Annotated in this window: 11 protein-coding genes; 8 read left to right on the top strand and 3 right to left on the bottom strand. The window is 58.2% G+C overall.

Features of this window, described 5'->3' with window-relative positions:
- The first annotated feature begins 27 nt into the window (after nucleotides 1-27).
- From bglX to IM313_RS21895, 5 genes are all read left to right on the top strand, one after another.
- Entirely contained in the window at nucleotides 28-2,325 is a 2,298-nt protein-coding gene (bglX, locus tag IM313_RS21915) for a beta-glucosidase BglX (RefSeq protein WP_192971288.1), read from the top strand.
- A gap of 146 nt (nucleotides 2,326-2,471) precedes the next feature.
- Nucleotides 2,472-3,389: an ABC transporter substrate-binding protein gene (locus IM313_RS21910; protein ID WP_041909045.1), complete on the top strand. Its 918-nt coding sequence runs from the start codon at nucleotides 2,472-2,474 to the stop codon at nucleotides 3,387-3,389.
- A gap of 12 nt (nucleotides 3,390-3,401) precedes the next feature.
- Entirely contained in the window at nucleotides 3,402-4,559 is a 1,158-nt protein-coding gene (locus IM313_RS21905; protein WP_192971289.1) for an ABC transporter permease, read from the top strand.
- Nucleotides 4,552-5,502, top strand: coding sequence for an ABC transporter ATP-binding protein (locus IM313_RS21900; protein WP_048957518.1), 951 nt, complete (start codon nucleotides 4,552-4,554; stop codon nucleotides 5,500-5,502). Before IM313_RS21905 ends, IM313_RS21900 begins: the two co-directional genes overlap by 8 nt.
- The gene (locus IM313_RS21895) at nucleotides 5,486-6,223 is read left to right on the top strand and encodes an ABC transporter permease (protein WP_048957519.1); all 738 of its coding nucleotides are present in this window, start codon (nucleotides 5,486-5,488) and stop codon (nucleotides 6,221-6,223) included. The genes IM313_RS21900 and IM313_RS21895 overlap by 17 nt, the downstream gene beginning before the upstream one ends.
- Here IM313_RS21895 and IM313_RS21890 read toward each other — a convergent pair.
- Nucleotides 6,198-6,311 carry a protein YohO gene (locus IM313_RS21890; protein WP_008500895.1) on the bottom strand — a complete coding sequence of 38 codons (114 nt, stop codon included), beginning with the start codon at nucleotides 6,309-6,311 and terminating at the stop codon, nucleotides 6,198-6,200. The two genes, IM313_RS21895 and IM313_RS21890, sit on opposite strands and share 26 nt — an antisense overlap.
- A gap of 69 nt (nucleotides 6,312-6,380) precedes the next feature.
- On the bottom strand, nucleotides 6,381-7,121 hold the full coding sequence (gene mlrA / locus IM313_RS21885) for an HTH-type transcriptional regulator MlrA (protein WP_028013838.1): 741 nt from the start codon (nucleotides 7,119-7,121) through the stop codon (nucleotides 6,381-6,383).
- 218 nt (nucleotides 7,122-7,339) lie between these two features.
- Between mlrA and IM313_RS21880 the strand changes: the two genes are divergently transcribed.
- Genes IM313_RS21880 through IM313_RS21870 form a run of 3 tightly spaced genes read left to right on the top strand, consistent with a single transcriptional unit; the run spans nucleotide 7,340 to nucleotide 10,255 of the window.
- On the top strand, nucleotides 7,340-9,025 hold the full coding sequence (locus IM313_RS21880; RefSeq protein WP_192971290.1) for a sensor histidine kinase: 1,686 nt from the start codon (nucleotides 7,340-7,342) through the stop codon (nucleotides 9,023-9,025).
- Nucleotides 9,019-9,738: a two-component system response regulator BtsR gene (gene btsR, locus IM313_RS21875; protein WP_023312443.1), complete on the top strand. Its 720-nt coding sequence runs from the start codon at nucleotides 9,019-9,021 to the stop codon at nucleotides 9,736-9,738. Before IM313_RS21880 ends, btsR begins: the two co-directional genes overlap by 7 nt.
- 46 nt (nucleotides 9,739-9,784) lie before the next feature.
- On the top strand, nucleotides 9,785-10,255 hold the full coding sequence (locus tag IM313_RS21870) for a DUF1456 family protein (protein WP_045259745.1): 471 nt from the start codon (nucleotides 9,785-9,787) through the stop codon (nucleotides 10,253-10,255).
- 31 nt (nucleotides 10,256-10,286) lie between these two features.
- Here IM313_RS21870 and metG read toward each other — a convergent pair whose 3' ends face one another.
- The gene (gene metG, locus IM313_RS21865; protein ID WP_192971291.1) at nucleotides 10,287-12,320 is read right to left on the bottom strand and encodes a methionine--tRNA ligase; all 2,034 of its coding nucleotides are present in this window, start codon (nucleotides 12,318-12,320) and stop codon (nucleotides 10,287-10,289) included.
- Nucleotides 12,321-12,383: the final 63 nt, after the last annotated feature.

Raw genomic sequence — 12,383 nt, 5'->3', positions numbered from 1 at the left:
CGGTTATTGATGAGAGAGAATAACAACATGAAATGGCTATGTTCTGTAGGTGTCGCCGTCAGCCTGGCGCTGCAACCTGCGCTGGCAGAGGATTTGTTTGGTAATCACCCGCTCACGCCTGAAGCCCGCGACGCGTTTGTCACGGAGTTGCTTAAGAAGATGACGGTCGATGAAAAAATCGGCCAGCTGCGTCTGATCAGCGTTGGCCCGGATAACCCGAAAGAGGCCATCCGCGAGATGATCAAAGAGAACCAGGTGGGCGCGATTTTTAACACCGTCACCCGCCAGGATATCCGCGCCATGCAGGATCAGGTGATGCAGCTCAGCCGGCTGAAAATCCCGCTGTTCTTCGCCTATGACGTGGTGCACGGCCAACGCACCGTCTTCCCGATCAGCCTCGGCTTAGCCTCCTCGTTTAACCTCGACGCGGTGAAAACCGTCGGGCGCGTGTCGGCCTATGAAGCGGCGGACGACGGCCTGAACATGACCTGGGCACCGATGGTGGACGTCTCGCGCGATCCGCGCTGGGGCCGCGCCTCGGAAGGCTTCGGTGAAGACACCTATTTAACGGCCACGATGGGCAAAACCATGGTGGAAGCGATGCAGGGCAAGAGCCCGGCGGACCGCTACTCGGTGATGACCAGCGTTAAACACTTCGCGGCCTACGGCGCCGTGGAAGGCGGTAAAGAGTACAACACCGTCGACATGAGCCCACAGCGCCTGTTTAACGACTACATGCCGCCGTACAAGGCAGGGCTGGATGCGGGCAGCGGCGCGGTGATGGTGGCGCTGAACTCGCTGAACGGCACGCCTGCGACCTCCGATTCCTGGCTGCTGAAAGACGTGCTGCGCGACCAGTGGGGCTTTAAGGGCATCACCGTTTCCGACCACGGCGCGATTAAAGAGCTGATCAAGCACGGCACGGCGTCCGATCCGGAAGACGCCGTGCGCGTGGCGCTCAAGTCCGGCATCAACATGAGCATGAGCGACGAGTACTACAGCAAATACCTGCCGGGGCTGGTGAAGAGCGGCAAGGTAACGATGGCGGAGCTGGACGATGCCGCGCGCCACGTGCTGAACGTGAAATATGACATGGGGCTGTTTAACGATCCGTACAGCCACCTGGGGCCGAAAGATTCTGACCCGGCGGACACCAATGCCGAAAGCCGCCTGCACCGTAAAGAAGCGCGCGATGTGGCGCGCGAAAGCCTGGTGCTGCTGAAGAACCGCCTCGACACGCTGCCGCTGAAAAAATCCGGCACCATTGCTGTGGTCGGCCCGCTGGCCGACAGCAAGCGTGACGTGATGGGGAGCTGGTCTGCTGCGGGCGTGGCCGATCAGTCCGTTACCGTCCTGACCGGCATCAAGAGCGCCGTCGGTGAAAACGCCAAAGTGGTGTACGCCAAAGGGGCGAACGTCACCGACGATAAAGACATCGTCACCTTCCTCAACCAGTACGAGGAAGCGGTGAAGGTCGATCCGCGTACGCCGAAGGAGATGATCGACGAAGCGGTCAATGCGGCGAAGCAGTCTGACGTCGTTGTCGCGGTCGTGGGGGAAGCGCAGGGTATGGCGCACGAAGCCTCCAGCCGTACTGACATCACCATCCCGCAGAGCCAGCGCGATCTGATCGCCGCCCTGAAAGCGACCGGCAAGCCGCTTGTGCTGGTGCTGATGAACGGTCGTCCGCTGGCGCTGGTGAAAGAGGACCAGCAGGCTGACGCCATTCTGGAAACCTGGTTCGCCGGCACCGAAGGCGGTAACGCCATCGCCGACGTATTGTTTGGCGATTACAACCCGTCGGGCAAGCTGCCGATGTCCTTCCCGCGCTCCGTCGGGCAGATCCCGGTTTACTACAGCCACCTGAACACCGGCCGCCCGTACAACGCCGACAAGCCGAACAAATACACGTCTCGTTACTTTGACGAAGCTAACGGCCCGCTCTACCCGTTTGGTTATGGCCTGAGCTACACCACCTTCAAGGTCTCTGACGTCAAAATGTCGGCGCCGAGCCTGAAGCGTGACGGCAAGGTCACCGCAAGCGTCGAGGTGACCAACACCGGCAAGCGTGAAGGGGCAACGGTGATTCAGATGTACGTGCAGGATGTCACCGCCTCGATGAGCCGTCCTGTGAAGCAGCTGCGCGGCTTTGAGAAGGTCAATCTCAAGCCTGGCGAAACCAAAACCATCAGCTTCCCGATTGACGTGGATGCCCTGAAGTTCTGGAACCAGCAGATGAAATATGATGCGGAACCGGGCAAGTTTAACGTCTTTATCGGGGTGGATTCCGCCCGCGTAAATAAAGGCGAGTTCGAGCTGCTGTAACCTTTCCCTCCTTTGCATCCCCCGTCCATCGGGGGATGCCTCTTACCTTATGCTAAAAAGGCATTTTGCCGGGTAAATCCGCCGTTTTAAGCTACGCTTTTCTCTCAAGCCTCTGAAAAAGGCAGCAAAAAAATGAGGATAGTGGAATGACGATTAAATCGGGGATGGTAGTTTCTGCGGCGCTACTCGCGGCGCTAAGCCTGCCGTTACAGGCGGCGGAGCCGGTAAAAGTGGGCTCAAAGATCGATACCGAGGGCGCGCTGCTCGGGAATATTATTCTCCAGGTGCTGGAAAGCCACGGCGTGAAAACCGTCAATAAAGTTCAACTGGGCACCACGCCCGTCGTGCGCGGCGCGATTACCTCCGGCGAGCTGGATATCTATCCTGAATATACCGGCAACGGCGCGTTCTTCTTTAAAGAAGAGAACGATCCAGCATGGAAAAACGCCAAAGCTGGCTATGAAAAAGTCAAAAAACTCGACGCGGAACAGAACAAGCTGGTCTGGCTGACCCCGGCCCCGGCCAACAATACCTGGACTATCGCCGTGCGTAAGGACGTGGCGGAGAAAGGGAAGCTCACCTCGCTTGCGGATCTCAGCCGCTACCTGAAAGAGAAGGGCGACTTCAAGCTCGCGGCGTCCGCGGAGTTTATCGAGCGTCCCGACGCGCTCCCTGCATTCGAAAAAGCGTACGACTTCAAGCTCGACCAGGCGCAACTGCTCTCGCTGGCGGGCGGAGATACGGCGGTAACCATTAAGGCGGCGGCACAGCAAACCTCCGGCGTTAACGCGGCGATGGCCTACGGCACCGACGGCCCGGTCGCGGCGCTGGGCCTGCAAACCCTGACCGATCCAAAAGGCGTTCAGCCGATTTACGCTCCTACCCCGGTTGTGCGTGAGGCGGTGCTGAAAGCCTACCCGGATATTGCTGAATGGCTCAAACCGGTCTTCGAAAAGCTGGATGAAAAAACGCTGCAACAGCTGAATGCCAGCATTGCCGTCGAGGGACTGGATGCCAAAAAAGTGGCCGCCGACTTCCTGAAACAACAAGGGCTTGTGAAGTAACGGGAAAGGGCTGTGCCAATAAAATGTCATAACCGCGTACTGCTGCTGTTGGCCTGCGTGGCCATCGCGGCGGTTGCGTTACCGTTTGTGAACGTCGCGCCTAACCGCCTGATGTCAGGGGAAGGGCGTGCTCTCTGGGACGTATGGTTGTTCACGCCGTGGTGGCTGGCGGCTGCGCTGGCCGCGTGGGTTGCACTGTCGCTCTGGCAAGGGCGAACGGCGCAGTGGCTGACGCTGCTGCTCTCGGAAGGTCTCTTTATCGCGCTGTTCTGGAGCGCGGGGCTGGCGGCAACGCATATGGCCTCGGCGGAAAGTCCGCTGGCGAGAACCACGCCAGGCAGCGGCCTGTGGCTCTGGCTGGCTTTGTGTTTACTGGCCAGCAGCGATGCGATTCGTCGTCTCATCGCCAGTTCTGTCTGGCGCTGGGTGCTTAATGCGCAGATATGGTCTATTCCGCTGCTGTTATTGTTCAGTGGTGAACTGAACAACCTCTCGCTGTTAAAAGAGTACGCCAACCGTCAGGAGGTGTTTGATGATGCCCTGGCGCAACATCTGACGATCCTTTTCGGCACGCTGATCCCGGCGCTGATGATCGGGATACCGCTCGGCATGTGGTGTTATCGTCATCCCTCACGTCAGGGTAGCATCTTTGCCGTGCTCAACGTCATCCAGACCATTCCCTCCGTTGCGCTGTTTGGCCTGCTGATTGCCCCCCTGGCCGGGCTGGTGAAGTCGTTTCCCGCGCTGGGCGCGGTGGGTATCGCCGGAACGGGGTTAACGCCCGCGCTGATTGCGCTGGTACTGTACGCGCTGCTCCCGCTGGTGCGCGGCGTGGTCGCGGGCTTAAGCCAGGTTGCGCCGGATGTGCTGGAAAGCGCCCATGCGATGGGGATGAGCACGCGACAGTGTTTCTGGAAGATTCAGCTCCCGCTGGCGCTGCCCCTGCTGCTGCGCAGCCTGCGTGTGGTGGCGGTTCAGACCGTTGGCATGGCGGTGATTGCCGCGCTGATTGGAGCAGGCGGCTTTGGCGCGCTGGTGTTCCAGGGGCTGCTGAGCAGCGCCCTCGATCTGGTGTTGTTAGGCGTAGTCCCTACCATTGCGCTGGCGGTTGTCGTCGACGCCCTGTTTGCCTTATGGCTCGCGCTGCTCAGGAGAAGAGCCAATGATTGAATTTCATGATGTGAGTAAAACCTTTGCCGGCCGCCCGGCGGCAAGCCATCTGAACCTGAACTTTGCCGAGGGGGCATTTTCCGTGCTGATTGGCACTTCGGGCTCGGGAAAATCCACCACGCTGAAGATGATCAACCGGCTGGTGGAGCATGACAGCGGGTTAATTCGCTTTGCCGGGGAAGAGATCCGCAGCCTGCCGGTGCTGGAGCTGCGCCGCCGAATGGGCTATGCCATTCAGTCTATCGGCCTGTTTCCGCACTGGACGGTGGCACAGAACATCGCCACCGTGCTGCAGCTGGAGAAATGGTCGCGGGCTAAAATCGCTGACCGCGTTGATGAACTGATGTCTCTGCTGGGGCTGGAGCCCGCGTTGCGCGACCGCTATCCTCACCAGCTCTCCGGTGGGCAACAGCAGCGCGTGGGCGTGGCGCGCGCGCTGGCGGCTAACCCGCAGGTGCTGCTGATGGATGAACCCTTTGGCGCGCTGGATCCCGTTACGCGCGGGGCGCTGCAAACGGAGATGACCCGCATTCACCGCATTCTTGGTCGAACCATCGTCCTCGTGACGCACGATATAGATGAAGCCCTGCGCCTGGCCGACCATCTGGTGCTGATGGACCACGGCGAGGTGGTGCAGCAGGGCGCGCCGCTTGCGCTGCTGACCAGCCCGAAGAATGACTTTGTACGCGAGTTTTTTGGCCGCAGCGAGCTGGGCGTCAGGCTGCTCTCCCTGCGGACGGTCGGAGACTATATGCGCCGGGAGAATGCACCGCCTGGCGGGGAACCGCTACAGGAGCAGATGAGCCTGCGGGATGCCCTCTCCGCGTTTGTCGCGCGCCGGTGCGAAGTCCTGCCCGTGGCGGATGTCCGGGGTGCGCCGTGCGGGAGCCTGCATTTTCGCGATCTGCTGGCCGGGGAGGTGACGCGTGAAGGCACTGCGTGATCCACTCCTCTGGCTGGTAGCGCTCTTTGTCGCCTTACTGTTTCTGATGCCTCACAGCGCGGCGCTGTTTAACACTCTTTTTCCGGGGCTACCGCGGCCAGTTTATCAGCAGGAGAGCTTTATTAACCTTGCCCTGGCGCATCTCTGGCTGGTGGCGCTCTCAAGCGTCATCGCGGTGGTGCTGGGAGTAGGGGCGGGCATCGCGGTCACGCGACCTGCGGGCCGGGAGTTTCGTCCGCTGGTGGAGACGGTTGCGGCCATTGGACAGACGTTTCCGCCGGTGGCGGTGCTGGCGATAGCGGTGCCGGTGATGGGTTTTGGTCAGCAGCCCGCGATTATTGCGCTGATTCTGTACGGCGTGTTGCCCGTTCTGCAGGGTACTCTGGCGGGCGTTGCGGCGGTCCCGGCGTCTGTTTTAAGCGTGGCGGAAGGGATGGGGATGAGCCGCTGGCAGCGGCTGCGCAAGGTAGAACTGCCGCTTGCGGCACCGGTTATTATTGCCGGGATCCGCACGTCGGTGATCATTAACATCGGGACGGCGACCATTGCGTCTACGGTCGGTGCCAATACGCTGGGAACGCCGATCATCATCGGCTTAAGCGGGTTTAATACGGCTTATATTGTGCAGGGGGCGGTGCTGGTCGCGCTGGCGGCCATCGTTGTCGATCGCCTTTTTGAGCGGCTGGCGCTGTACCTCAGCCGACACCGCCACGAACGATAAACGAGTATCCTGCAAGCATCACGCCGCCGATACCGCTTACAGCCATCAGGACAAAAAGGGTAATAATGGCGAGTTTGGTTGCCTTCATCATGTGCTCCTGTTGTTAACGGAACAATTATACGGTGAAGCGCAGCTGTTAATGAACCATTAAATGCCGTTATGGCTCATCCGGGCCAAGGGAATAAACCGGATAACCATGCTCACGCCACTCCGTCAGCAGCTGTTGCTGCGTGGCGGACGGCACTTCGCCACACCAGACCAGCAGGGTCTGGCCGTCGAAAAACTCGGGTTTGAGCTGCCCCAGCGAGTGCGCAAGGACATCCACGCGCCAGCCCTTTTGGGTGGCGATCCACGCTTCCAGCCACAGACGGGTGGTATCGTGCACGTTCCAGCCGACCACCAGCGCATCTTTTCCTGCCTTATTCTTCGCCGAGGCAAGACAGACGGCGATATAGTTGATCAGCACCCCGTCAAGCATGCTGAGCAGCGCCTGCAGGGTAGACTGTTGGCACTGCAGGCGCCGACGGAGCGGAATGAAAAGATGGGTGATAAGCGTTTTCGCCGGATAATCGCGACCCTGCTCTTTGATCCAGGCGCGCAGTCGCTGCAGGTTACCCGCCTGCAGGAGCCGCAGCAGCGTTTCCTGCTGCTCGCGCCAGAGGCGTTGCGTGTCCGGGTCGTCGTGGCTCAGCAGGGACTTCACTTTCCCGACCTGCACCCCGTTGTCGATCCAGCTTTTGATTTCGCGGATCCGGTCGATATCGGCATCGTTGAAAAGGCGATGACCACCGTCCGTCCTCTGCGGTTTGAGCAATCCATACCGTCGCTGCCACGCCCGTAGGGTAACGGGATTGATATCACAAAGGAGTGCCACTTCACCGATTGTGTAAAGCGCCATATTTGCCCCCTGGCTTACGCGTCCCCAGCTTAACTGTAGACCCACTTTGCCGAACCAGGAAGGGTTGATTAATTTTTAAACAAATAATGCGAAGCATGCGCGATGTGCAGAAAAAGATGTGATAACGGACACGATTTTGCGCTTTTTTGGGGCGCTTCAAAGAAAGTTCAGCCGCATCCGTGTATGTTACGCGTTTTTTAGCGTGTGCGGTTTTGAGTATGTACGAGTTTAACCTGGTGCTGCTGTTGCTTCAGCAGATGTGCGTGTTTCTGGTCATTGCCTGGCTGATGAGCAAAACGCGTCTTTTCATTCCGCTGATGCAGGTCACCGTACGTCTGCCGCACAAGCTGCTCTGCTACGTCACCTTCTCTATTTTTTGCATCATGGGGACCTACTTCGGCCTCCACATCGAAGACTCTATTGCTAATACGCGCGCCATCGGCGCGGTGATGGGCGGGCTGCTGGGCGGCCCGGTCGTCGGTTGCCTTGTCGGTTTAACCGGTGGGCTGCATCGCTATTCCATGGGCGGGATGACGGCGCTCAGCTGCATGATCTCCACGATCGTCGAAGGACTGCTGGGTGGCTTGGTGCACAGCTATATGATTAAGCGCGGTCGCCCGGACAAGGTGTTTAGCCCGCTTACCGCCGGGGCCATTACATTTGTGGCTGAAATGGCGCAGATGGCGATCATTCTGCTGATTGCCCGCCCGTTCGAGGATGCTCTGCACCTGGTCAGCAGTATTGCCGCCCCGATGATGGTGACCAACACCGTCGGCGCGGCGCTGTTTATGCGTATTCTGCTCGACAAGCGCGCCATGTTTGAGAAGTACACCTCGGCCTTTTCCGCCACGGCGCTGAAGGTTGCCGCCTCGACCGAAGGGATCCTGCGTCAGGGGTTTAACGAAGAGAACAGCATGAAGGTCGCGCAGGTACTTTATAAAGAGCTGGATATCGGTGCGGTGGCCATTACCGATCGCGAAAAGCTGCTGGCGTTTACCGGCACCGGAGACGATCACCACCTGCCGGGCAAACCGATCTCGTCGACCTATACGCTGCGCGCCATTGAAACCGGCGAAGTAGTGTATGCCGACGGTAACGAAGTGCCTTACCGCTGCTCGCTGCATCCGCAGTGCAAGCTGGGCTCCACGCTCGTCATTCCGCTGCGCGGGGAAAATCAGCGGGTGATGGGCACCATCAAGCTGTATGAGGCGAAAAACCGTCTGTTCAGCTCCATCAACCGCACGCTGGGGGAGGGGATCGCTCAGCTTCTTTCCGCGCAAATTCTGGCCGGGCAGTATGAACGGCAGAAAGCCCTGCTGACGCAGTCTGAAATTAAGCTGCTGCATGCCCAGGTCAATCCGCATTTCCTGTTTAATGCCCTCAACACGCTCAAAGCGGTGATTCGCCGCGACAGCGATCAGGCCGCGCAGCTGGTGCAGTTTTTGTCGACCTTTTTCCGTAAAAACCTGAAGCGCCCGTCAGAGATCGTGACCCTCGCCGATGAAATTGAGCACGTGAATGCCTATCTGCAAATTGAGCAGGCGCGGTTTCAGTCCCGCCTGCAGGTGTCGCTCTCCGTTCCGGACGAACTGGCGTATCAGCATCTCCCGGCCTTTACCCTGCAGCCTATTGTGGAGAACGCCATCAAGCACGGTACCTCGCAGCTGCTGGGGACAGGGGAGATAACCATTGCCGCCAGCCGTTTTAACCACCATCTGGTGCTGGATATTGAAGATAACGCCGGGCTGTACCAGCCTTCCGCTTCGGGCGGATTAGGGATGAGCCTGGTGGATAAACGTCTGCGCGCCCATTTTGGCGACGACTGTGGCATTTCCGTCGCCTGCGAGCCTGACCGTTTTACCCGTATTACCGTTCGACTGCCGCTGGAGGAAAACGCATGTTAAGAGTGCTGATCGTGGATGACGAGCCGCTGGCACGGGAAAACCTGCGCGTTCTGCTGCAGGAGCAGCCAGACATTGAGATTGTGGGGGAGTGCGCCAACGCCATTGAGGCCATCGGTGCGGTGCACAAGCTGCGCCCGGACGTGCTGTTCCTCGACATTCAGATGCCGCGCATCAGCGGGCTGGAGATGGTCGGCATGCTCGACCCGGCGCATCGCCCCTATATCGTGTTTCTGACGGCGTTCGACGAATATGCCGTTAAGGCTTTTGAGGAGCACGCGTTCGATTATTTACTCAAGCCGATTGAAGAGAAGCGGCTGGAAAAAACGCTCACCCGCTTACGCCAGGAGCGAACCGTCCAGGACGTCACGCTGCTGCCGGAGAACCAGCAGCCGCTGAAATTTATCCCCTGCACCGGGCACAGCCGGATCTATCTGCTGCAAATGGATGATGTGGCGTTTGTCAGCAGCCGCCTGAGCGGGGTGTTTGTCACCAGCGCGGAAGGGAACGAAGGTTTTACCGAGCTGACCCTGCGCACGCTGGAGAGCCGCACGCCGCTGATTCGCTGTCACCGTCAGTATCTGGTGAACATGGCGCACCTGAAGGAGATCCGTCTGGAAGATAACGGTCAGGCCGAGCTGGTGCTGCGCGCCGGGCAGACCGTCCCCGTCAGCCGTCGCTATCTGAAAAGTTTGAAAGAGGCGATTGGCCTGTAAAACTGGTACACTGCGCGCCATTGCATCATCGACATTCGAAGGCTCTATGCTAAGTAACGATATTCTTCGTAGCCTGCGCTACACCCTGAAAGCAAACAATAACGACATGGTGCGCATTCTTGCGCTGTCCGACATGGAATCCACGTCTGCAAATTTTGATACCTGGATGACCAAAGAGGACGAAGAGGGCTTCGTCCGCTGCCCGGACATCATTCTGTCGGGTTTTCTGAATGGGCTGATTTACGATAAACGTGGAAAAGATGACTCCGCGCCCGAGCTGGCGCTGGAGCGTCGGGTGAACAACAACACGGTGCTGAAAAAGCTGCGTATCGCCTTCTCGCTGAAAACGGACGATATCCAGGCGATCATGACCGAGCAGAAATACCGCGTGTCAATGCCGGAAATTACTGCCATGATGCGCGCGCCGGACCACAAAAATTACCGCGAGTGCGGCGACCAGTTTCTGCGTAATTTCCTGCGCGGGCTGACCCATCGGGTGCATCACCCGAAACCATAAAAAAAGCCGGAGATTATCTCCGGCTTTTTTGTTATTTCACCTGCTGGCCCGGCTTCGCGCCTTCGTCTGGGCTTAACAGGAAGATATCCTTCCCGCCAGGGCCTGCTGCCATCACCATCCCCTCGGAAATGCCGAAGCGCATTTTGCGCGGCGCCAGGTTAGCGACCATCACGGTTTGACGGCCGATCAGCACCTGCGGGTCCGGGTAGGCAGAACGGATGCCGGAGAAGACGTTGCGCTTCTCGCCGCCGAGATCCAGCGTCAGGCGCAGCAGCTTGTCAGAGCCTTCCACGAATTCTGCGTTTTCAATCAGCGCCACGCGCAGGTCGACCTTAGCGAAATCATCAAAGGTGATGTTTTCCTGAATCGGATCGTCCGCCAGCGGTCCGGTTACCGGTGCTGCAGCCGCTTTCACCTCTTCTTTAGAGGCTTCGACCAGCGCTTCAACCTGCTTCATCTCGATGCGGTTATACAGCGCCTTAAAGGTGTTCACCTTGTGGCCGAGCAGCGGCTGCGCCATTGCATCCCAGGTCAGTTCGGTGTTCAGGAACGCTTCAGCGCGGGCTGCCAGCTGCGGCAGAACCGGCTTCAGGTACGTCATCAGCACGCGGAACAGGTTGATGCCTACACTACAAATTTCTTGAAGCTTAGCGTCTTGACCTTCTTGTTTAGCGACTACCCAAGGAGCTTGTTCATCAATGTATTGGTTAGCTTGGTCTGCTAGCTCCATGACATAACGGATAGCTTTTCCAAATTCACGCGTTTCAAAGCAACTAGCAATACCTCTTTGAGCAATTGTGAATATTTTATATAGATCCGTTGCCGTAAGCTCATCCGAAAGCATTCCATCAAAACGCTTGTTTATAAAGCCAGCGCAGCGCGACGCAAGGTTGACCACTTTATTCACGATGTCTGCGTTCACGCGCTGCACGAAATCTTCCAGGTTCAGGTCGATATCGTCGATGCGGGAAGAGAGCTTCGCGGTGTAGTAGTAGCGCAGGCTGTCCGCGTCGAAGTGGTTCAGCCAGGTGCTGGCCTTGATGAACGTCCCGCGGGACTTGGACATCTTGGCGCCGTTCACCGTGACGTAGCCGTGTACGAACAGGTTGGTCGGCTTGCGGAAGTTGCTGCCTTCCAGCATGGCCGGCCAGAACAGGCTGTGGAAGTAAACGATGTCTTTGCCGATGAAGTGGTACAGCTCGGCGGTAGAGTCTTTCTTCCAGTATTCGTCGAAGCTGACAGTGTCGCCACGCTTGTCGCACAGGTTCTTGAAAGAGCCCATGTAGCCGATTGGCGCATCCAGCCAGACGTAGAAATATTTGCCCGGCGCATTCGGGATTTCGAAGCCAAAGTACGGCGCATCGCGGGAGATATCCCACTGCTGCAGGCCGGATTCGAACCACTCCTGCATCTTGTTCGCCACCTGCTCCTGCAGCGCGCCACTGCGGGTCCACGCCTGCAGCATTTCGCTGAAGGACGGCAGGTCGAAGAAGAAGTGCTCGGAATCACGCATCACAGGTGTGGCGCCGGATACCACGGATTTGGGCTCAATCAGTTCGGTCGGGCTGTAGGTCGCGCCGCAGACTTCGCAGTTATCGCCGTACTGATCCGGGGATTTACATTTTGGACAGGTGCCTTTGACGAAACGGTCCGGCAGGAACATGCCTTTTTCCGGATCGTACAGCTGAGAGATAGTGCGGTTTTTGATGAAACCGTTCTCTTTCAGACGGGTGTAGATCAGCTCCGACAGCTCGCGGTTTTCGTCGCTGTGTGTGGAGTGATAGTTGTCATAGCTGATGTCAAAGCCAGCAAAATCGGTCTGATGCTCCTGACTCATTTCGGCAATCATCTGCTCCGGGGAGATCCCCAGCTGCTGCGCTTTCAGCATGATCGGCGTGCCGTGGGCATCGTCCGCACAGATGAAGTTAACCTCGTGGCCGCGCATTCGCTGGTAACGGACCCAGACATCAGCCTGGATATGCTCCAGCATGTGGCCGAGGTGGATTGAGCCGTTGGCGTACGGCAGGGCGCACGTTACCAGAATTTTTTTCGCGACTTGAGTCATAGTAGGCATTACTTCTTTTAACTGTGAAAAGGGTTTTCGATATTACCAAAAGGGGCATTATTA

The sequence above is a fragment of the Enterobacter cloacae complex sp. P2B genome, assembly GCF_014895985.1.
GTDB lineage: Bacteria > Pseudomonadota > Gammaproteobacteria > Enterobacterales > Enterobacteriaceae > Enterobacter > Enterobacter bugandensis.
This window is presented reverse-complemented; position numbering and strand designations above follow the sequence as displayed.

Coding starts and splice junctions, on each gene's coding strand:
- metG (WP_192971291.1), bottom strand. CDS start 12,320: ATGACTCAAGTCGCGAAAAAAATTCTGGTAACGTGCGCCCTGCCGTAC.
- IM313_RS21880 (WP_192971290.1), top strand. CDS start 7,340: ATGTACGAGTTTAACCTGGTGCTGCTGTTGCTTCAGCAGATGTGCGTG.
- IM313_RS21910 (WP_041909045.1), top strand. CDS start 2,472: ATGACGATTAAATCGGGGATGGTAGTTTCTGCGGCGCTACTCGCGGCG.
- bglX (WP_192971288.1), top strand. CDS start 28: ATGAAATGGCTATGTTCTGTAGGTGTCGCCGTCAGCCTGGCGCTGCAA.
- IM313_RS21870 (WP_045259745.1), top strand. CDS start 9,785: ATGCTAAGTAACGATATTCTTCGTAGCCTGCGCTACACCCTGAAAGCA.
- mlrA (WP_028013838.1), bottom strand. CDS start 7,121: ATGGCGCTTTACACAATCGGTGAAGTGGCACTCCTTTGTGATATCAAT.
- IM313_RS21890 (WP_008500895.1), bottom strand. CDS start 6,311: ATGAAGGCAACCAAACTCGCCATTATTACCCTTTTTGTCCTGATGGCT.
- btsR (WP_023312443.1), top strand. CDS start 9,019: ATGTTAAGAGTGCTGATCGTGGATGACGAGCCGCTGGCACGGGAAAAC.
- IM313_RS21900 (WP_048957518.1), top strand. CDS start 4,552: ATGATTGAATTTCATGATGTGAGTAAAACCTTTGCCGGCCGCCCGGCG.